A 19185-nucleotide genomic window follows, 5' to 3' on the forward strand; every position below is an offset into this window, starting at 1 on the left:
ACGCTGATTATGTCTCAAATAATCTCAATATAGTCACCAATCATCTCAAATGATTATTTGGTATATATTCATATCATAAAAGTCGCATTCCGTCTCAAGGTGATGCGCAAACCGGCGACACGGCCATTGCCGGCCGCCCGCGGCTCTTGCACATGCCTGTTGCACGGGCGGACTGACGCTGGAGAGGCTTTGCTTTGTTCCGGCCTGCATCGCCTGAGACCGACGGCCCGAACGACAGGGATCGTCGCAAAATTTGACGACGCGACCGGATTGTCCCGTTTTGAGACAAGCGGTACCTCTTGAATGATCGACGGAAACGCCTGGAATGACTGAAAAACCAGCGATAATCCAATGATTATCCCTGAAATTTCTCCTCTATCACTCGCATTGTCAGGATATAAAATGCGTATTTACCATATTTAAACCGGAGATCCCGAAAATCTTTACAGTAATATCGACGCATCTCGGGCCGTAAGCCCGGGACGGACCGCGACATCCTTTTCAGAGACTTGCCAGCAATGTCGGTGATTCTTCGAAACCACTTCGCACCGCCGGCAGATCCTGCCGCTTTACGCGAAAATTGGATCGCGGCCCTGTTGCCGATCTTCCAGGCCACCCTGCCGAGCGGACGCCTGCTGTCCGGTCCGATCGGAATGGACAATTATCATCTCGGCGATCTGCTTGTGGGTGAGGTGCGGGCCCCGGCCCAGATCTTGGAACGGACGCCGCGCATGGTCGCGCAACAGGGCCTCGACCATCTGTTGCTTCAGTTCTACCATTCCGGCACCAGCCGGGTCGAAGTGGCCTGGGGCGAAACGGACGTGGCGGCGAACGCCTGCATCCTGTTCGATCTCGCCCAGCCGGTCACCGTCGTCGCCGAGCCGGTCCACGCGACCAATCTCCTGCTGCCGCGCGCCCTCGTCGCCGAAAAGGTGCCGAACATCGAGGCGCTGCACGGCCACGCCTTCGATTACGCATCGGATCGCATCAGCCGCCTGTTCTTCAATTGCGTGCGCGAACTCGTGGACTGCGTCGATGTCCTTGAGGTCCACCAGCTTCCGCATGTGAGCCAGGCCGTGGCGATGCTCGGCAGCGCCTGCCTGCGCGGACAGGCGGCGGACCGGCCTTCGGGCGACATGCAGTTGAGCATCACGATCCGGCAGCATATCGAGAAAGAACTCGCCTCGCCGCATCTCAATGCCGAGACGCTCGCGGAGCATTTCGGCCTCTCCCGGGCGACCCTCTACCGGCAGTTCGTCGCGGAGGGCGGGGTGCAGCGCTTCATCCGCGAGCGGCGCCTGCTGCGGGCGATGAAGATGCTCACGCAACCCGGCCCGGCGGGACGGCCCCGCGTCTCGGCGGTGGCCTACGCTACCGGCTTCTCCGACGAGAAGACGTTCAGCCGCGCCTTCAAGCGCCGGTTCGGCTTCCTGCCGCGGGAGACGGAGGTCGGCTCCAGCGTCTGGGGCCGCACCACAGACGCGCAGCCGGTGCTCCAATCCTGGCTCAGGGAACTCGCGGCCTGATCCTGCCCTGATCGCGGCCTGATCCGGACACGCGCGCTGCCTCTCGCCTCGGCGGCGCGACGATGGGCGCGTCGGCGGTTGATCCACCGCAACGCCGAGACCGCGCCCGGGGCGCAGATTCTCCCGAGCGGCCGCCCGGAGCCGCCTGACGGGAGATGATCCATGAATCTCAAATCGCTCCTCACGCTCGGCGACCGCTCCCACTCGGCCGCGGGCGAACAGCGCCCCCTGGCGCTGCCCCCGCACCGCATGATGGAGCAGATGCTCGGCGACCTCCGCTTCGGCCTCCCCTTGTTCCAGGGCGGCGCCGAGCCGCGCATGGACATCGTCGAGAAGGACGGGCAGGTCGAGATCACCGCCGAGCTGCCGGGCCTCGCGCGCGACGACGTCAAGATCGAGCTGGCCGACGACACTCTCGTCATCAGCGGCGAGAAGCGGCAGGAGAAGGAGGCGACCGAGGGCGCCCGCAAGGTCACGGAGCGCTCCTACGGCGCCTTCGTGCGCACCCTCGAACTCCCCGCCGGCATCAAGGCCGAGGACATCCAGGCGAGCATGGACAAGGGGATCCTGACGGTGCGGCTGCCCAGGACCGCCGCGGCCCCGCCCGAAGCCAAGCGCATCGAGATCAAGGGGCCCTGAGGCCGGTCAGGATCCGGCTGCGGAAGGCGGCCCGGCCCTGTCCCGGATCAAGGCGGGGAGGGCCTTTGCGCTGGATCAATGTCCGCCCGGCTGCCGGGCCTAGCCTCGGCATCCGTGGGGCGGAGCCTGGGGAGAGACCTTTGAGGGCAGACCTTTGAGGGCGAGGCCCGCGCGTCTTCCCCCGGCATCGCGCCCTTCCCGGCTCCCATCCCCGGCCGGTCCCATCGTCCAGCCCGCGCGGCAGGAGTTCTCCGATGACCTATGCCAGCATCATGGTGTCCGTCGATCTCGGGACGCAGGCGCGCAACCGCGTCCACCTCGCCGGCCACCTTGCCGACGATTTCCGCGCCCGGCTGATCGGCGTCGCGGCCGAGGAGGCCTCCTACGCCGTGCCGCCCGTCGGCCCGATCCCAGCGAGCGCCTACGCGCTGGCGGCCAACAACGAGATCATCCTGGCCGATCTGAAGCGCGCCCATACCGTCTTCGAGGAGGCGGCGGGCGGGCGCAGCCGCGTCGAGTGGCGCTCCAACCTCGACTTCCCCCTGCCGTTCCTGATCGGGCAGGCGGCGGCGGCCGACCTCATCGTGGCCGGCCGCAAGCCCGAAACCGGCCCGCTGCTGTGCTCGGTCGATCCCGGCGATCTCGTCATGCATCTCGGGCGGCCCGTCCTGGTGGTGCCGCCCGACACCGATCACCTCGACGTCCGGCGGGTCGCAGTCGGGTGGAAGAACACCCGCGAGGCCCGCCGCGCGATCCGGGACGCGCTGCCCTTCCTGAGCCGGGCCTCCCGGGTCATCGTGGTGTCGATCGACGACGGGCAGGGCGCGGACGACACGGCGGACGCCATCGGCTTCCTCCAGGCCCACGACATCGACGCCGTCGCGATCCGCCGGGAAGCCCGCGGCGCTCCGACCGCGCAAATTCTGGTCGAGGCGGCGTCCGAGCAGGCGGCGGACCTGATCGTCGTCGGCGCCTACGGCCACGGCCGTCTGCGGGAATGGGTCTTCGGCGGGGTCACCCGCGATCTGCTGGCCGGCGCGCCCCTCTGCTGCCTGATGAGCCACTGAGCGAACCGCCGGCCACGAACCGTCGGCAACGAACCTCCTGCCCGGCGCCGCGCGATCACCGAGGCGATGCCCCATGCAGAGACCCACGCGATGACCGAGACGTCCCACCTCAGGATCCCCCACGGCGGCTACGTCCTCGTCGGCGACGGCCGCGGCGCCCGGCTCCTGCGCAACGAGGGCCACGCGCGGCATCTCAGCCTCCAGGTGCAGCACCGGTTCGAGGCGCCGCCCAACCCGCCGACGCGGGCGCAGGGCACGGACCGGCCGCCCCGCGTCCGTCAGGGCGAGTATCGCAGCGCGATCGAGCAGACCGACTGGCACGACCGCGCCGAGCAGGTTTTCGCCGAGGAGGTCGCGGCGGCGCTGGGGCGCCTCGCCGACGCCATCCCCGCCCTGGTCGTCATCGCTCCGCCGCGCATGCTCGCGCAGCTGCGGCAGGCGATGCCCGACCGGCTCAAGCCCGCCGTCATCGCCGAAATCGACAAGGACCTGGCCAAGCTCTCGGTGGACGAGATCCAGCGCCGCCTCACCCCAACCTGAAACCGCCTCGAAGCCCCGCGCTCAGTGGCTCATCAGGCAGCAGACGGAGGTCGTCTGCAGGATGTCGCGGGTCGCGCCGCCGAAGATCCACTCGCGCAGGCGGCCGTGGCCGTAGGCGCCCATCACGACGAGGTCCGCGCCCTCGCGCTCGGCGAAGCGCAGCACCGCATCGCCGGCGCCGATGGCCGGGCTCGGCAGCAGATGCGTCGTGACCGCGAGGCCGTGGTCCGACAGGTAGGCGGCCGCCCCCTCGGCGCCCGCGTGATGCGCGTCCGGGCCCACGGCGACGATGTGGATCCGCTGCGCGCGGCTCAGGAGCGGCAGGGCGTCGTGCACGGCCCGGCGCGCCTCGCGGGTGTCCTTCCAGGCCACGACGGCGCATTCGATCGCGAGGCTCTCGAGGCCGGGCGGCGCCACGAGAACGGGGCGGCCGACCGCCATCAGCAGGGCGCCGGTCGGGACGGCCATGGGACCCGGATCGCCATCGGCCGCCCCCTGCCGGCCGACGACCACGAGATCGGCCTCGCGCGCCTGCTCGGCGAGGAAGGCGAGGGGGTCGGTCAGCGCCGCGCGCCACGCCCTCCGGTTCGCCTCGCCCGCCTCCCGCTCGAACAGGGTCCGCGCCCGCTCGAGCGCCTCGCGCGTCCGCTGCTCCTCGTCCTCGTAGATCCGCTCGACCGCCAGCATGTCGCCCACCGGCATGGGACCGGGGACGCGGCACGCGCCGACGCCGATCAGCCTCGCCCGGAAGCGCGCCGCGAGCCCTGCGGCGAGCTGAACGCGGTCCGCGGCGGCGGCGGCGAGATCGACGGAAACCATGATGGTGGCGATCGTCATCGTTCGGCCCCTCCCACGCCCGGGCGCGCCGGCCCGGACGGCATCCTCGCCCGCTCCGGCGGGCCGGACCTTGATCCCTCTCAAGCGACGGCAAGGCGCGGAAAGGCCGCCCCGACGTCGCCGCCTTCTTTAAGCGACCTTCCTGGCCCCACCGCCGTCAGGCGAGCGTTAGGCGGTCCTCGACCGCGGACACGCCGGGAACCGACCATGCCGCCCGCTCGGCCAGTTCGCGCTCGCGCCAGACATCGACGCAGCCGTCGAGGATCACCTTGCCGCCCTCCACGCTCACCCGGATCGTGTCGGGGGCTTTCGCGCTCCGCTTCAGCGCTGCGCGGATGCGGGCCCGGACCTCGTCGGCCCGGGCCGCGGGCTTCACGGCGATGAGGTTGACGATGTCGGTGACGCCGGCGAGGCGGCGCAGGGCGCGGTCGACCGCCGCCTTCTGGTGGTAGCGGGGTACGCTGCCCTCCAGGGTGACGCAGCCCCGCTCGACCTTGAGCGCGATGGATCGCTCCGGGATCTCCACATCCCATTCCAGCACCCGGGCGCAGCGGTCGGCCAGCGCCTCGTCGCCGATCCGCGGGTTGTCCGGATAGCGGACCTCGATCTGCTCGACCACGGCGCGCACCCCGCGCACCCGCAGCGCGGCCCGCTCGGCGATGCCCTTCTCGGCATAGTTCCGCACATGCCCGGTGAGCGTCACGACGCCGTTCTCGACCGCGACGCCGATCTGCGCCGCATCGATCATGGGCGCGAGTTCGAGCTCGTCGAGCACGTGCCGGCGCACGGTGATGTCGTCCATCTCCCGCCTCCTCGCTCCGAAGGGCTTCAGCCGCTCACAGGACCACCAGGAACAGCGCCGTCGTCACCACGGCGGCCACGATGGCCAGGGCGAGGGCCTGCAGGCTTGGCAGCGTCTCGTAGCGGGCGATGTCGGTGACGACGTCCGCGGCGGCCTGCGCGCCGGCGCCCGCCTCGTGGCGCGGCACCGGCCCGGCCGGCACCCGCGCATAGCGCACCGTCTCGATATAGGTGGATTGAAGCACAACGCTCATCGCTCGCTCCCTTAGTTCGTCCAATGGGTGCCATCCTGCGCCGCCGGCCGGCCCGTGCCTTGATCCAGCGCAAGGCGTCCGCGGCCGGCCCGCCGCAGCCTCGCCCCGCGGGAGGCCGCCGGTTCCAGGGGGCCGGACCTCGACCCGGCTCCTCGCCCCGGTTCTTCGCTTCGGCTCCTCGCCCCGGTTCCTTGCGCTGGATCAACGCGGCCGCGGGTCGGTGCGGCACTCTCCGGGCCGTGTCCGTCACCGGAGAAGACGATGCCGAAGCCGCCGACCGCCGCCCCCACGGGCCTTCGTGACATTCTCGTCGGCCTCACCGAGGAGGGCCGGGGCGACGAGACCGCGAGCGCGCTCAGCGTCGGCCTGTCGCTCGCCGGCCTGACCGGCGCCCATCTCACCATCCAATCCGCCGCCCGCCACCTGACCTTGGTCGCCGGAGCGGGCTGGGGCTTCGTCAACGACCTCGTCGTGGAGGAGAACCGCCGCCTGAGCGCCCGCGCCCGGGCCGTCGCCGAGCGCGCCGTGACGGAGGCGGCGCTCGAAGGCATCAGCTGTTCGATCGAGGTGCCCGCGCTCGCCTATCCGGAGCTGGTCGGGCGGCTCACCGCCCGCGCCCGGCTCGCCGACCTGACCGTCCTCGACGCCGAGGCGCGGGAACTCGACCTCGACCGCGACCTGATCGACGGCGTCCTCTTCGGGAGCGGGCGCCCGCTCCTCGTGGTGCCGCCGGGCTGCGATGCGTTCTCGGCCCGGCGGATCCTCGTCGCCTGGGACGGCAGCGCCCAGGCGGCGCGGGCCGCCAACGACGCGCTGCCCTTCCTTCGGGCGGCCGAGGCGGTGGAGATCGTGTCCGTGGTCGGCGAGAAGGATCTCTCGACCGCGGTGGCGGGCGCCGAGTTCGCGCCGCATCTGGCCCGCCACGGCGTGAACGTGTCGGTGAACAGCGTGCCGGTTCAGGGCGACGCCGCGCAGACGCTCGAACGCCAAGCCAGCCTGTTCGGCGCGGAGATGCTCGTGATGGGCGCCTACCGGCATTCGCGCCTGAAGGAATGGCTCCTCGGCGGCGTGACGCACGCGCTGCTCACCCGCAGCCCGGTCCCGCTGCTCCTCGCCCACTGAGCGCCGGCCGAGTGCAGGGTCTGAGTCGGCGTCGGGAGGCCGGGGCGCCGGCTCACGCCTCCGCCACGGGGCGGAGGCGGCCGCGGTGCAGCGTGATCCGCCGGCTGGCCGTGCGGCGGAGCGCGCCGTCCTCTTCGAGCTGCGAGAAGGTGCGCGAGACGGTCTCGATGGTCAGACCGAGATAGTCGGCGATGTCGCGCCGCGTCATCGGCAGGGCGAAGGTCCCGGTGCCGCCGAAGCGCCGGTCGACCTCGATGAGGAAGGCGGCGAGGCGGCCCTGGGCCGAGCGGCGCCCGAGCAGGAGCGCGAGATCCTGGGCGTCGCGCAGGCTCGCCGTGGCCATGCTCCAGAGCTGGCAGGCGACCTCGGCGCTGCGGGTGGCGGCGCGCTCGATCGGCCGCCGGGGGAAGATCAGCACCCGGGTGTCAGAGAGCGCCTCGGCCGTATGCCAGTGGGTCTCGCCTTGCTCGAAGCCGAACAGGTCGCCGGCCAGGTGGAAGCCGGTGATCTGGCGCCGTCCGTCGTTGAGCATCTTGTGGGAGCGCACCGCTCCCTCGACGACCCGGTAGACGAAGCCGGCCTCCTCCCCCTCGCCGTAGACCTCCTCCTCGCGGGCATAGGCGTAGGGCGTGCCGATGAGGTCGGGGCAATCGGCGAAGAGGCCGCTTCCGTGGATGCTCCGCAGGGATGTGCGCGGATCCGCGGCGGCCGGCGAGAATCTCCGTGTCGGCTTGATGCCCATCGCTGCGCTCCTCATCCGTCTCGATGGGGCGAGAGTGGGCGCGCCGCGGCGGCGGCGATATTCCGGTCACTCTCTTAAGTGGGCCTGCTTAAGGAGGACTACGTAGGGATGCAGAGCGGCTTCGCCTCGACTCCATCCGCAGGAGCACTTGCGCGTCACTTGCGGACCTCTTGCCGCTCCCTTGCCGACCTCTGTTGCGAGTCCTTCGCCGGGCCCGTTGCAGGCCGGTTTCCGGTGCGTTGCGCGAGATCAACGCCGTGCGGCGCGCCGCCTGTCAGCCTTTCGATCAGCCGGAGCAGGGAAGGCGCACGCCGTGCCCCCCCGCCGTTGCGCCCTGGGCCGATCCGCGCAAGCCGCCGCGCCCGCAAAGTCCCGCGGCGGGCTCCTCCTCGTCCCGCCACGGCTGCCGGCGGCCGCCCGGCCCGGTCGTCACCAGTTCCAGAACCCCCTCGAAGACGAGGGGCTTCTCGACCACGGGAAGCCCGGCGGCCCGCGCCCGCAGCCGGATGCCCGGATCGGGGTGACCGGTGATCAGGACGACGGGAACGCGGGCATCGAGATCCCGCAGGCGGCCGAACACTTCGAGGCCGTCCATGCCCGGCATGACCTGATCGAGCAGCACGAAGGCCGGGCTCGGGCCGGGAAAGGCCGCCAGCAGGTCCGCCCCGCTGGCGAAGGACGAGACGCGGTGCCCCGCGCTCTCGAACAGGAAGCAGGTCGAGTGCAGGACGGCCGAGTCGTCGTCCACGACGTAGACGAGGCTCGGAGCGGGCAACCCTGCGGAGGATGACATGGGACGGTCGCCGGGTGGAATCGCGGATCGGACGAGGCGGAATCCCATCATGGGCCTGCTCCCGGCGCCTGCCTTGATCGTCCTCAAGCGAGCCCGGCCAGCACGGCCCAGCGCACCAGTTCCTGAAGCGTCCCCGCCCGCGTCTTGGCCATGACCTTGGCCCGATAGATCTCGACGGTGCGCGGAGAGATGCCGAGCCGGCGCCCGATCTCCTTGCTGGTCCCCCCGGCCACCAGATGGTCCAGAACCTGACGCTCGCGCTCGCTCAGGGTCGCCAGCCGCCGCACGAAGTCCTGCAGGGAGGGGTGCAGGGTCGGATGCAGCGCCGGATCCAGGCTCGGATCCATCCCGTTCTGTCCGCCCCGCTCCAGGGCGCCGTACAGCGCCTGGAGGAGCGCTTCGCCGTCGAACGGCTTCTCGATGAAGTCGCAGGCTCCGAGCTTCATCGCCTCCACCGCGAGCGGCACGTCCCCGTGCCCGGTCATCATCACGACGGGATGCGTGTGACCGGCCGAGCGAAGGCAGCGGAACAGCGCCAGCCCGTCGAGGCCGGGCATGCGGATATCGGTGAGGACGCAGCCCCGGACCGGCCGCGCCAGCCGCTCCAGCAGGATCGTCCCCGCCGCGTAGAGCCGCACGTCGAAGCCGGCGGTGTCGAGGAGGAAGGCGACGGAGTCCCGCATGGCGGGATCGTCGTCCACCACGTGCACGAGCGCGGGCGCCATCGGCTACAGCCCTCCCTCGGGTGCCGTCGGTAGGGTCAGGCGGAAGGTCGCCCCGCCGGCGGCGTTGCGCTCGACCCAGAGGCGACCGCCATGCGCCTCGACGATGGTGCGGCAGATCGAGAGCCCGACGCCCATGCCGCCGTCCTTCGTCGTCACGAAGGGCTGGAACAGCCGGTCCGCCACGGCCTCCGCGATGCCGGGGCCGGTATCCGACACGGCGATCTCGGTCCAGTCCGGCGCGACCCGCCGCGCCGCGACGGTCAGCTCGCGCCGCCGCCCCCCCTGCATCGCCTCGAGGGCGTTGCGCATCAGGTTGACCAGCACCTGCTGGATCTGCACCCGGTCGGCGAGAACCGATCCGATCCCTCGGTCCGGCACGACGCGCGCCGTGACGCCCTGCTCGCCGGCACCGGCCAGGGTGAGGGCGCCGGCCTCCTCGATCATCTCGGCGACGGGCTCGGCCCGCTTCTCCGTCTCGCCGCGATCGACGAACTCGCGCAGGCGAGAGATGATCTGCCGGGCCCGCAGCGCCTGCTCGGACGCCTTGTCGAGAACCTCCCGCGCCCGGGCGATGGTGTCCGGGCCGGGCTGGGTCAGGAGGCGGCGGCAGCCATTGGTGTAGTTGCTGATGGCGCCGAGCGGCTGGTTCAGTTCGTGGGCCAGCGTCGTCGCCATCTCGCCCATGGCGCTGAGGCGGGAGACATGCCCCAGCTCGGATTGCAGTTCCTGAAGCCGGGCCTCGGTCCGCTGCTGTTCGGTGAGGTCGTTGATGAAGCCGGTGAAGAAGACCTGATCGCCCGAGCTCATCTCGCCGACGGCGAGTTCCATCGGGAAGGTCGAGCCGTCGCGCCTGCGCCCCGTCACGGTCCGCGTGGTGCCGATGATCCGGCGCAGGCGCGTGCGCTGGTAGCGCGCAAGGTCGGCGTCGTGCCCCGTCTGCACCGGCTCCGGCATGAGGATGCGGACGTTCTGCCCGACCGCCTCGCCGGCCGCGTAGCCGAACAGGCGCTCGGCCGCCGGGTTGAACGAGTGGATCAGCCCCGCCTCGTCGATGACCACCATGGCCTCCGGCACGGTGTCGAGGATCGAGCGGAGATGGGCCTCGCGGGTGCGCAGCTCCGCCTCCACCTGCTTCTGTTCCTCGATGCTGAACACGACCCCACGGTGCCGGCGCGGCCGGCCCTCGGCGTCGAGATGCACTCTCCCGCGGGAGCGCAGCCACTGCCTCCGCCCGTCCGGTTGCAGGACGCGGTAATCGACCTCGTAGCTGCCGCCGCTTCGCAGAACGCCCTCAATGGCCTCGGCGCGGACCTGGCGGTCGTCGGGATGCACGAGCTCCTGCGTCGCGGCAAAGCTCGTCAGCCGCTCGGACGGCGTACCGAAGAGGCGGGCGCAGGCCTGCGTGGCGCTGACGTGGCCCGTGGGAATATCCAGGGACCAGATGCAGACGCCGACCTCATGCAGGGTCTGCCGAAAGTCCTCCACGGTCAGCCCCTCGTCGCGGCTCCGCTCCGGACCGGCCGCGGCCTCGGGGAGCGTCATCACGTCCACCTCGGAAGTCTCTGCGGGGATCTCGAATCTCATTGCCACACGACACAACCAGGAATCATGTCATTTGTTACGATATAATTCGGTTTCTTCTAAGTTTTCATGGGGAAATCAAGCCGTGTTGTACCTATGTTATGCAAATTTATCCTGCTAACACAACCATCATTTGCAACGAATTCGCTTCATAGGCTGAGTCCGGGCCGACTTTCACAACTTCCGCTCTCTGGTCGCGCTATCGACTAGGCTGGCGACCACGCTGCCGGCCCTGCGCGGCTCGGCGATCCGGGGGCGGCCCTTTGCGCTGGATCAAGGCCGGGCGGCGCCGGCCGTTCCAACGGTGGGGTAGTCCAGAGGGGAGCCCGCCATGTCCAGCCCTGTCTCGTCCAGCCATGCCTCGCCCACCCGTGTCTCGTCCAACCATGTCTCGTCTCAACGGCCGCCCTCCGCGCTCACCGGCCTGCGCGACGTCCTCGTCGGCATCGCCGTGGAGAACGAGACCGAGACGGCCTCGTCGGCCATCGGCTACGGCCTGTCGCTGGCCCTGTCCGCGGGCGCCCATCTGACGCTTCAATCGGCCTCCTGGCGCCTCTCGGGCGACGACCGCTGGATCAGCGGCTTCGACGACGGCAGCGTGGCGGAGATCGACCACCGCCTCGACCGGCTGGCCCGCGCCATCGCGGCGCGCGCCGCGGGGGACGCGCTCCTGGCGGGCGTGGTCTGCACCACGGAGACGCCGAGCCTGCCCTATCCGGCCGTCATCCACCGGCTGGCCGCGCAGGCGCGCCTGCACGACCTGACGATTCTGGATGCCGAGGCCTGGACCTACGACCTCGACCGGGAATCGATCGAGACGACCCTGTTCCGGAGCGGCCGCCCGGTCATCGCCGTACCGCCGGGGCATGCCGCCTTCGCCGGCCGCCGGATCATCGTCGCCTGGGACGGCAGTGCCCAGGCGGCGCGAGCCGCCAACGACGCGCTGCCGTTCCTGCGCGCCGCCGAGGCGGTGGAGATCGTCTCGGTCGGCGATGCGGCGGAGATCCGCGATTCGGTGCCCGGTGCCGAGTTCGCGCCGCACCTCGCCCGCCACGGGGTGAACGTCACCGTCAACGACCTGCCCGTCTCCGGCTCGATCGGGGACACCCTGCGGAGCCAGGCCGGCCTGTTCCGGGCCGACATGATCGTGATGGGCGCCTACCGCCATTCCCGCACGCGCCAGTTCTTCTTCGGCGGCGTGACGCGCGGGCTGCTGCGGAACTGCCCCGTCCCCCTGTTCCTGTCCCGCTGAAGGAAGCGGCCTCCGCGCGCGGGCCGACCAAGCATTCGCTAACGTTTCCGCCCGATATGACGGCCGGGCGGACGAAAGCGGCACCCCGCTTCACCTTCCGGCAACCCAGGGCGGGGTTACTGGCCCGGTCCATCCTGAGGCCGCCGTCAGAGCGCCCGGCTGGGCATGGGGGACCGAACAGTCCTGGGACACCGTGTGATGCTGGCTCTCGTCCTCGACGACGCCGAAATGAACAACCTGGTGATGGTGGCCTCCCTGCGGCCGCTCGCCGGATGCCGGCCGCACGATTTCACCGTGCCGGCCGACGCGCTCGCCTTCGCGCAGGCGCGGGCCTCCGAGATCGGCATCGTCATCACCGACTACGATATGCCGGGCATGGACGGCATCGCCTTCATCCGGGCGGTCCGGCGCATCCCCGGCCTCGCGAACGTGCCCGCGATCATGGTGACGAGTCACGACCAGCGCAGCTTGCGCCGCGAGGCCCTGGAGGCCGGCGCCACCGACTTCCTCACCAAGCCCGCCGACGCGGTCGAAATCCGGGCCCGCGTGACGAACCTGCTCGCCCTCTCCGAGGCCCACCGGCTCCAGCGCGACCATGCCGCGCAGCTCGCCCGGGAAGTCGCGACGGCGGTGGCCCTGGTCGAGGAGCGCGAGCGCGAGATCGTCTCGACCCTGATGCGGGCCGCCGAGCACCGGGATTCCGACACCGGCGACCACATCGCCCGTGTCTCCGCCTATGTCGGGCTGATCGCCGAAGCGATGAGGATGACGCCCGCCGAGACCCGGCAGATGAGTCTGGCCGCGACCATGCACGATGTCGGCAAGATCGCCGTGCCGGACGCCATCCTGCTCAAGCCGGGCGCCCTGACCCCCGAGGAGCGCCGCGAGATGGAGCAGCACGCCGAGCGGGGCCGGCGCATCCTCAGCGGCAGCGCCTCGCCCGTCATGCGCCTCGCCGCCGAGATCGCGGGAAGCCACCACGAGCGCTGGGACGGCACCGGCTACCCGCAGGGCTTGACCGGCGAGGCGATCCCGCTCTCCGGCCGGATGGTCGCGGTAGCCGACGTCTTCGACGCGCTCACCACCGAGCGTCCCTACAAGCAGGCGTGGTCGCCGGAGCGCGCCCGCGCCTACCTGCAGGAGAATGCCGGATCGCACTTCGATCCGGAGGTGGTCGCGGCGTTCCTGAGCCGCTGGGAGCAGGTCCAGACCTTCCTCGCCCTCGGCCGCGACGGCGCGCCCATGCCGGACGCCGCCTGATCCCAGCCGACGCTCAGACCGATCGATCACCCCCGCGCATGCGGGGCAGCGGGCGTCCGGTCTGAACCGGCGCCCGCCGGATCGACGAGCCAAGCGCCTCAGCCGACCGCGCGCCGGCCACCGGTCGTTGCCTCGCCGCCTTGCGCGTCCTCATCGGGCATCCCCAGGCGGAGACGGAGCGCGTCCAGCGTGCGGACGAGCAGGGGGCTCAGGCCGGACACCGCGTCGGCGAGGGAGGCCAGGCCACCGGCCGGATGGCCGTCGCGCGCCGCCCGCTCGATCGCGCCCACCCGGTCCTTGAGCTGCACCGCCCCGATATTGGCGCTCATCGACTTGAGGCTGTGGGCGGCGCGGGACAGGGCCAGGGCATCGCCGCTGGCGAGGGCGGCGTCCAGCTCCGTGAGGGCCTGCGGCGCCTGGGCGACGTAGAGCCGGAGGATGCGCGCCAGGAAGTCCCGGTCGCCGAGTTCCTCGAGATTGGCGAGCGTCGGCTCGTCGAGCAGGGCGTCTTCCGAAGCCTGCGCCGCCGGCCTCTGCGACGGCACGGTCTGCGTGGCGTAGCCGCCGGCTGCCGGCAGATGCTGCGCCAGCACGGCCCCGAGCTGGGCCAGGGTGAACGGCTTGGCGAGCATGCCGTCCATGCCGGCCGGCCGCCAGGAATCGGCCCCCTCGCCGACGACGTGGGCGGTGAGGGCGACGATCGGCACGCGCCCGGCGCCGTCGCGCGCCTCGCGGGCGCGGATGGCGGCGGTTGCACTGAACCCGTCCAGCACGGGCATGCTGCCATCCATCAGGACGAGGTCGAAGCGGGCCGCGGCGGCGGCCTCAACGGCGGCTTGGCCGTCCTCGACACAGACGATGTCGCGCACGCCGAAGCGGCCGAGCGCCTCGGACGCCACTTCGCGGTTGACGGCGCTGTCGTCGGCCAGGAGCACCCGCGCCCCGGCGAAGGAGGGCAGGGACGCGACCGTGCCGTCCCCCGCGCCGGAGGTTTCGGCCTGGACTTCGACGGAGAGCGGCACGCCCTCGGCCAGGGCCGCGAGGAGCGGGCGCCACTCGGCCTGCGTGAGAGGCCGGCGCAGGACGGCGTCGGCGAGGCCGGCGCGCAGCAGCCCGGTTCCCGAGGCGTCGCCGAGCGGCACCAGGGCGACGACGCGGCCCGCGCCCTCCGGACGGCGGCCGCTCGCCGACAGGGCGGCGGCGTCGATGAACCAGTGTCCGTCCCCGGCTTCCACGGGACGGAAGCCCGCGGCCTCGAGATCGGCGGCAAGCGCGATCCGCGTCGCCCCGCCGACCGCGTCGAAGCGGATCGCGGCGGAGACCGCGGGCGCGCGGCGGACCGGCGGCGCGGCGGGATCCGCGCCGTCCGCGGGGATGCGCGCCCAGAAGGTCGACCCCTCGCCGAGGCGGCTCTCGACGCCGACGCGCCCGCCCATCGCCGCGATCAGACGCTCGGCGATCGACAGCCCGAGCCCGGTGCCGCCGAACCGGCGGGCGATCGACTGGTCGGCCTGGGTGAAGGCGGTGAAGATCCCGGCGAGCCGGTCCTCCGGAATGCCGATGCCGGTATCGGAGACGGCGATGCACAGGACCGGCCCGGAGGCCGAGGCCTCCATCGTCATCCGCACCAGGACATGGCCGGCGGCGGTGAATTTCAGGGCGTTCGAGACGAAATTGCCGAGCACCTGACCGAGCCGCACCGGATCGCCGAGGAGGAAGCGGGGCACGTCCCCATCGATCTGCGCCGCGAGGTCGAGCCCCGCTGATGCCGCGCGCTCGGCGAACAGGGTGACGACGGTGTCGGCGACGTCGCGGGGGCTCAGCGGGATCCGCTCCACCTCAAGGCGGCCGGATTCCACCTTCGCGAAATCGAGGATGTCGTTGATGATGGCGAGCAGCGACTGGCCGGAGCGCGCGATGACCTGGGCGTAGCGCTGCTGGCGCGGCGGCAGCTCGGCCGAGGCGAGGAGTTCGGCCATCACCAGCATGCCGTTCATCGGCGTGCGGATCTCGTGGCTCATGGTCGCGAGGAAGACGGACTTGGCCGCATTGGCCTCGTCGGCGGACTGCTTGGCCTCGATCAGGTCGTGGGTCCGCAGCCGGATCTCCTCCTCCAGGCCGGCATTGTGGCGGGCGATCGCCCGGTCGCGCTCGTTCACGGCCTGCAGCAGGTCGTTGAAGCTCGCGGCCAGTGCCCCGACCTCGCGGCTGCCGGCCGCCTCGGCGCGCTTCGTGTAGTCGTGGCCGAGGCGCACCCCGTCCATGGTCCGGGCCAGGGCGGCCAGCGGCCGGGTGACGCCGCGCTGCAGCCCCATCGACACGGCGAGCCCGAGCGCCAGGGCGAGCATCCCGGCCAGCGCCGCCGTCAGGCCGACCTCCGCGATGCGCCCGGCCAGGTCGCGGTTGTCCGAGACCAGGACGACGCGGCCGATGGGGCGGGCATTCTCCAGGATCGGGACCGAGACGCGCAGCGTCCGCGTCGTCATGAGCGCCAGCGGCGAGACGGAGCCCTGATCGAGATCGATGTCGTTGGCGAGGCGCAGCCCGATGCCCTGCTCGGCAAGGATCTGCCCGTCGCCCCGCTCGACCGCGGCGTAGACCAGGGCCTGCCCGTGGGCGATCGCCCGCAGGCTGCTCTGCGCGGCGCTCTCGTCCCCCTGCGCCGTGGCCTGCGCGGCGCTCGCGGCCAGGATCTGCGCGGTCATGCGCAGGAGTTCGCGCTTGGCCGCGGCGTAGCGCTCGACCTCGCGCCACGTCGAGAGGCCGGTGAGAAGGAGCAGGGCAAGCGCCACGGCGCCCGCCACCGCCAGGGCCAGCCGCCCGGACAGGGAGCGGATCGGGTTCGGGAAGGGGACGCGCACGGGATCTGTCTCGCGGTCGGGCGGATCGGTGCTCCGGCACGGATCGCGATGGTTACTGGCTGATGACGAGCCGCCCCGAGATCGGGCCGACTCCCTGCGGAAGCGGAACGCTCGAGCGGTTGTAATCCGCGTTGAGGAAGAGGTTGGGCCCCTCGTAGAGGTTGATCTGCTGGGCCACGACGACGGTGTAGGCGGACAGGTCCGCCACGGGCCGGCTCGAATCGATCACGAGGCGGCCGGCCGGCAGGTAGATGGTGCCGAGCATCGTCCGGGCGTTGTCGCTGATGATGCGGTAGATCCGCATCGGCTTGCTGACGTTGAGCGGGGGCGGCGTCGGCTTGATCACGTCGCCGAGCAGGGTATCGACGGCCAGCACCGGATCGATCGGCAGGGTGACGGAAGGGTCTTCGGCCATCAGCAGCCCCGCCATCACGCCGGTCGTCGGCGCCGACAGGTCGATGGTCGTCCGCTTGTCGAAGAGAAGCCCGCTGTTGTTGCCGCTGAAGTAGAAGCCGACGTCCCGCCCGATCATCGTCGCCCTCTTGTCGACGATCAGCGGGCCGTCCTTCATCACGTAGATGCCCGGCCGCAGGGTGACGACGGCATCCTTGGTGACGTGCAGTCCGCCGCAATAGGTGCCGGGATCGAGGGTGACGGACGCCGCGACGACGTTCGTGCCCTTGCTCTTGCCCGTCAGGACGTCGGCGAGGCGGAGGATCTCGGGAAGGATCAGGCAGTTCCCGGACGCCGGGGCCGGCCGGTTCCGGAGCGGATCCTGGATGACCGGGCAGCCGGTCTGCGGTTGGGGCGTGAAGTTCGCGCGATCGTCCTTAAAGCCGCCCGCGGAGCAGATCGTCTGCGCCCGGGCCAGCGCGCCGTCGCGGCCGACCATTCCCGAGATGCTGCTGGAATTCGAGTAGAGGGCGCAGTCGTAGGCGGTGACCTGGGCGTTGCGTTCCATGTTGAACGCCCCGGCGGCGGCGGGATCGAGCGCCAGCATGCACAGGCGCATCCGGCCGACGACGCTCGCCTTCGCCCGCGCCGAGATCGGCATCGACGCCATGCCGACGAAGGCGCCGAAGGTGAGCTTGATGACCTGCTCGGCGCGTGCCTCGACGCTCGTCTTGTCGGGGGCGACGGTGACCTGGACAGTGACCGGCACGTCGGCGGGGGCCTTCGCTTCGGTCTGGATCGTCTGGGTCGTCAGCCCGACGATGGAATCGGTGCTCGACACCACCAGCTTGAGGGCGTTGCCGCCGGCCATCACGCCGGCATCGACCGCGCTCTGGAGCTGCGTGCGGGCGGAGAGGACCCGCGCGTACTCGATCCCACCGCCGACCAGACCGATCAGGGTGGAGGCCGCCAATCCGAAGATCACCGCCACCGCGCCGTCGCTCTCGTGGCGCAGGCGCGCCCAGGCCCGGTTCCACCCGATCCCGCGCTGACGTGCTCCCTTCGCCCCACCCGCCACCATCGTGACTTTTGCCCTGTTGCCGGCCGTCTCCCGTCCTCCTGCGTAATTCTCCCGAGTTAATAGGACATAGCGACAGAAGTCGGCTCAGCGCGCGTACAATTTACGCAGGATTCACGCTGACAGGGGCCTCCTGCAACCTATAGGAAAGATGGAAGCCGTTTTCGACCTGATAGCACCGGCCCGAACACTCGCAAGACTTGTCCCGACGCGCTTGCATGCGGCGAACTGGTCCGCACGTCATCGAACTATGCACGGAAATCTGCTCGGGGGTCGGGCGAACGGCCGGTTCGGGCGACGCCGCGCGGATCAGGGCGGACAGGGCTTTCCGCCCGGCAGCACCACCTCGACCTGCCCGTTCGTCGCGGTGCCCTCGCGGACCGGCCACGCGGCCCTGCTGGTGAAGATGAGATTGTTGAGAAACGGGAAGAAGGAGAACAGCGGCCGGTAGGACAGCCGCGTCTCGGCCATCACGAAGCGGTCTCCCTTCGAGGCCGTCCCCGCCGGCGGCGGCCCGATATCGGACCCGACGGCGCGGGCCTCGGCGGCCTGCTGGACGCTGGAGCAGACCCGGGCCACGACGTCGTTGCCGACGCGGTACACGCCCCCCGCGGTCAGGACGACACCGAGGCCGGACAGGCTGTAGGGCGCGGCCACGACCTGGGCCGCCGCGACCACGTCGCTGAGATCGCCGTAATCGTTCTTGGAGGCGAGGTCGGCCATCGCGATCGTGGCCTGGGTGAGGCGGCTGTTCGTGGCGATCGCCCGGGGGATCTCGATCGCGGCGACGAGCAGGAGCACGAGGACCGGCGCGACGAAGGCGAACTCGATGGCGCTCACGCCCCCCTCACAGCGAGAGAGGCGGTCGAGGGCTCGCCTGAGCGGCCGGGGCAGCCCGACGGCCCGCCGCAGGGCCCGGAGGCGTTCCCGCGGCGTCATGCGCACGGCATGTCCGCATACCCTTCCGTGCGGAAGACGGCCGTCGCCGTGAGGAGCTGCTGGCCGCCGGGCATGCGCTGGCCGGTGAAATCGAGGAAGCGGAAGGGCCGCATCACGGGCACGGCGACCCGCAGGACGTGGACGCTGCCGCCGGACGGACAGCTCAGCTGCGTGCCGAAGCCGGCCGCCCAGTCGCCGCGGCTGGCATCGTAGGCCGGGGCGATCTGCTTGACGGCGAAGGTGGCGGTGCGCACGAGGTCGAACCGCAACGCGTCGCAGCGATAGAGCCGGACACCGCTGCCGCAGAGCAGGCCGCGCAGATATCCCGACAGGTCGGCGCCGTTCGCCTCCTGCTGGAACGCACCGGTGCGCACGAGGCGCGCCGTCCGCTCGACCGCGAGGTCGAGCTGGTGCTGGGTGAGAACGAGGAACGACGCCTCGATGATCACCAGCATCAGGACCGCGAGCGGCAAGAGGACGAGGGAGAGTTCGACCGCCGCGATGCCGCTGACGTCGCGGACGAACCGCAGGTTCAGGCTCTCGGGAACCGCGCGATGTCGAAGATGCCGGATCAGCCGAGAGACGTTCAAGGGGTTCGACTTCGTTGATACCGCCTCTGCACGGCCTCGACACCGCCAGGACTTATTTCGACGCGATCCGCGACTGTTTGCCGACGCTAGACGCGTCGCCTTTCCACTCCGTGAATCGGGCCGGGAAGATTGCGCATGAACAAAGGACGGACGCGCCCGGCGCATCCGCGGGCGCTTCGGGCGAC

The 19185-nt window shown here is 70.9% G+C and carries 18 protein-coding genes; 7 read left to right on the forward strand and 11 right to left on the reverse strand.

The features are described 5' to 3' along the window. The first annotated feature begins 596 nt into the window (after positions 1–596). The 4 genes from HNR51_RS17405 to HNR51_RS17420 all read left to right on the forward strand — a co-directional run bounded on the left by HNR51_RS17405 (position 597) and on the right by HNR51_RS17420 (position 3772). On the forward strand, positions 597–1526 hold the full coding sequence (locus HNR51_RS17405) for a helix-turn-helix domain-containing protein (protein ID WP_182555761.1): 930 nt from the start codon (positions 597–599) through the stop codon (positions 1524–1526). Between the two features lie 162 nt (positions 1527–1688). Beyond that, positions 1689–2165: an Hsp20/alpha crystallin family protein gene (locus HNR51_RS17410; RefSeq protein ID WP_182555762.1), complete on the forward strand. Its 477-nt coding sequence runs from the start codon at positions 1689–1691 to the stop codon at positions 2163–2165. 254 nt (positions 2166–2419) lie between these two features. After that, a complete protein-coding gene (locus HNR51_RS17415) occupies positions 2420–3232 on the forward strand; it encodes a universal stress protein (RefSeq protein ID WP_182555763.1) in 813 nt (270 codons plus the stop codon). A 90-nt stretch (positions 3233–3322) separates the two neighbouring features. Next, entirely contained in the window at positions 3323–3772 is a 450-nt protein-coding gene (locus HNR51_RS17420) for a host attachment protein (protein ID WP_182555764.1), read from the forward strand. Between the two features lie 21 nt (positions 3773–3793). Here HNR51_RS17420 and HNR51_RS17425 read toward each other — a convergent pair whose 3' ends face one another. The 3 genes from HNR51_RS17425 to HNR51_RS17435 form a co-directional block, all read right to left on the reverse strand. Further along, positions 3794–4609, reverse strand: a complete 816-nt coding sequence (locus tag HNR51_RS17425) for a universal stress protein (RefSeq protein WP_182555765.1) — start codon at positions 4607–4609, stop codon at positions 3794–3796. 157 nt (positions 4610–4766) lie between these two features. Then, positions 4767–5411, reverse strand: a complete 645-nt coding sequence (locus HNR51_RS17430; protein ID WP_012455717.1) for a BON domain-containing protein — start codon at positions 5409–5411, stop codon at positions 4767–4769. Between the two features lie 34 nt (positions 5412–5445). Then, positions 5446–5664 carry a hypothetical protein gene (locus HNR51_RS17435; RefSeq protein WP_152277864.1) on the reverse strand — a complete coding sequence of 73 codons (219 nt, stop codon included), beginning with the start codon at positions 5662–5664 and terminating at the stop codon, positions 5446–5448. Between the two features lie 261 nt (positions 5665–5925). On the opposite strand from HNR51_RS17435, the gene HNR51_RS17440 reads away from it, so the two are divergent. After that, positions 5926–6786, forward strand: a complete 861-nt coding sequence (locus HNR51_RS17440; RefSeq protein WP_182555766.1) for a universal stress protein — start codon at positions 5926–5928, stop codon at positions 6784–6786. A gap of 52 nt (positions 6787–6838) precedes the next feature. Here HNR51_RS17440 and HNR51_RS17445 read toward each other — a convergent pair whose 3' ends face one another. The 4 genes from HNR51_RS17445 to HNR51_RS17460 all read right to left on the reverse strand — a co-directional run bounded on the left by HNR51_RS17445 (position 6839) and on the right by HNR51_RS17460 (position 10588). Then, on the reverse strand, positions 6839–7528 hold the full coding sequence (locus tag HNR51_RS17445) for a helix-turn-helix domain-containing protein (RefSeq protein ID WP_141952581.1): 690 nt from the start codon (positions 7526–7528) through the stop codon (positions 6839–6841). A gap of 286 nt (positions 7529–7814) precedes the next feature. Continuing rightward, positions 7815–8321 (reverse strand): response regulator transcription factor, encoded by a 507-nt coding sequence (locus HNR51_RS17450; RefSeq protein ID WP_182555767.1) that lies wholly within the window; start codon positions 8319–8321, stop codon positions 7815–7817. Positions 8322–8404: 83 nt separating this feature from the next. Beyond that, positions 8405–9046 carry a response regulator gene (locus HNR51_RS17455; RefSeq protein WP_182555768.1) on the reverse strand — a complete coding sequence of 214 codons (642 nt, stop codon included), beginning with the start codon at positions 9044–9046 and terminating at the stop codon, positions 8405–8407. Positions 9047–9049: 3 nt separating this feature from the next. Further along, the gene (locus HNR51_RS17460; RefSeq protein WP_182555769.1) at positions 9050–10588 is read right to left on the reverse strand and encodes a sensor histidine kinase; all 1539 of its coding nucleotides are present in this window, start codon (positions 10586–10588) and stop codon (positions 9050–9052) included. A gap of 370 nt (positions 10589–10958) precedes the next feature. Between HNR51_RS17460 and HNR51_RS17465 the strand changes: the two genes are divergently transcribed. Both HNR51_RS17465 and HNR51_RS17470 read left to right on the forward strand, forming a co-directional pair. Then, on the forward strand, positions 10959–11879 hold the full coding sequence (locus tag HNR51_RS17465; RefSeq protein WP_239681515.1) for a universal stress protein: 921 nt from the start codon (positions 10959–10961) through the stop codon (positions 11877–11879). A 198-nt stretch (positions 11880–12077) separates the two neighbouring features. Then, the gene (locus HNR51_RS17470) at positions 12078–13139 is read left to right on the forward strand and encodes an HD-GYP domain-containing protein (RefSeq protein WP_182555770.1); all 1062 of its coding nucleotides are present in this window, start codon (positions 12078–12080) and stop codon (positions 13137–13139) included. A 98-nt stretch (positions 13140–13237) separates the two neighbouring features. On the opposite strand, the gene HNR51_RS17475 is transcribed toward HNR51_RS17470, so the two are convergent. The 4 genes from HNR51_RS17475 to HNR51_RS17490 all read right to left on the reverse strand — a co-directional run bounded on the left by HNR51_RS17475 (position 13238) and on the right by HNR51_RS17490 (position 18940). Next, the gene (locus HNR51_RS17475) at positions 13238–16000 is read right to left on the reverse strand and encodes an ATP-binding protein (RefSeq protein WP_182555771.1); all 2763 of its coding nucleotides are present in this window, start codon (positions 15998–16000) and stop codon (positions 13238–13240) included. A gap of 52 nt (positions 16001–16052) precedes the next feature. Next, entirely contained in the window at positions 16053–17474 is a 1422-nt protein-coding gene (locus HNR51_RS17480) for a TadE/TadG family type IV pilus assembly protein (RefSeq protein WP_182555772.1), read from the reverse strand. A 306-nt stretch (positions 17475–17780) separates the two neighbouring features. Continuing rightward, on the reverse strand, positions 17781–18410 hold the full coding sequence (locus HNR51_RS17485) for a TadE/TadG family type IV pilus assembly protein (protein ID WP_182555773.1): 630 nt from the start codon (positions 18408–18410) through the stop codon (positions 17781–17783). Then, on the reverse strand, positions 18407–18940 hold the full coding sequence (locus HNR51_RS17490; protein WP_012455729.1) for a TadE/TadG family type IV pilus assembly protein: 534 nt from the start codon (positions 18938–18940) through the stop codon (positions 18407–18409). The genes HNR51_RS17485 and HNR51_RS17490 overlap by 4 nt, the downstream gene beginning before the upstream one ends. Between the last annotated feature and the right edge of the window lie 245 nt (positions 18941–19185).

Source organism: Methylorubrum thiocyanatum, from assembly GCA_014138645.1.
Lineage (GTDB): Bacteria > Pseudomonadota > Alphaproteobacteria > Rhizobiales > Beijerinckiaceae > Methylobacterium > Methylobacterium thiocyanatum.

Bases quoted from the DNA above. Each gene is read 5' to 3' on its own strand.
- HNR51_RS17485 (WP_182555773.1), bottom strand. From the start codon at position 18,410: ATGACGCCGCGGGAACGCCTCCGGGCCCTGCGGCGGGCCGTCGGGCTG.
- HNR51_RS17455 (WP_182555768.1), bottom strand. From the start codon at position 9,046: ATGGCGCCCGCGCTCGTGCACGTGGTGGACGACGATCCCGCCATGCGG.
- HNR51_RS17440 (WP_182555766.1), top strand. From the start codon at position 5,926: ATGCCGAAGCCGCCGACCGCCGCCCCCACGGGCCTTCGTGACATTCTC.
- HNR51_RS17420 (WP_182555764.1), top strand. From the start codon at position 3,323: ATGACCGAGACGTCCCACCTCAGGATCCCCCACGGCGGCTACGTCCTC.
- HNR51_RS17460 (WP_182555769.1), bottom strand. From the start codon at position 10,588: ATGACGCTCCCCGAGGCCGCGGCCGGTCCGGAGCGGAGCCGCGACGAG.
- HNR51_RS17410 (WP_182555762.1), top strand. From the start codon at position 1,689: ATGAATCTCAAATCGCTCCTCACGCTCGGCGACCGCTCCCACTCGGCC.
- HNR51_RS17435 (WP_152277864.1), bottom strand. From the start codon at position 5,664: ATGAGCGTTGTGCTTCAATCCACCTATATCGAGACGGTGCGCTATGCG.
- HNR51_RS17480 (WP_182555772.1), bottom strand. From the start codon at position 17,474: ATGGTGGCGGGTGGGGCGAAGGGAGCACGTCAGCGCGGGATCGGGTGG.
- HNR51_RS17430 (WP_012455717.1), bottom strand. From the start codon at position 5,411: ATGGACGACATCACCGTGCGCCGGCACGTGCTCGACGAGCTCGAACTC.
- HNR51_RS17465 (WP_239681515.1), top strand. From the start codon at position 10,959: ATGTCCAGCCCTGTCTCGTCCAGCCATGCCTCGCCCACCCGTGTCTCG.
- HNR51_RS17470 (WP_182555770.1), top strand. From the start codon at position 12,078: ATGCTGGCTCTCGTCCTCGACGACGCCGAAATGAACAACCTGGTGATG.
- HNR51_RS17450 (WP_182555767.1), bottom strand. From the start codon at position 8,321: ATGTCATCCTCCGCAGGGTTGCCCGCTCCGAGCCTCGTCTACGTCGTG.
- HNR51_RS17415 (WP_182555763.1), top strand. From the start codon at position 2,420: ATGACCTATGCCAGCATCATGGTGTCCGTCGATCTCGGGACGCAGGCG.
- HNR51_RS17445 (WP_141952581.1), bottom strand. From the start codon at position 7,528: ATGGGCATCAAGCCGACACGGAGATTCTCGCCGGCCGCCGCGGATCCG.
- HNR51_RS17425 (WP_182555765.1), bottom strand. From the start codon at position 4,609: ATGACGATCGCCACCATCATGGTTTCCGTCGATCTCGCCGCCGCCGCC.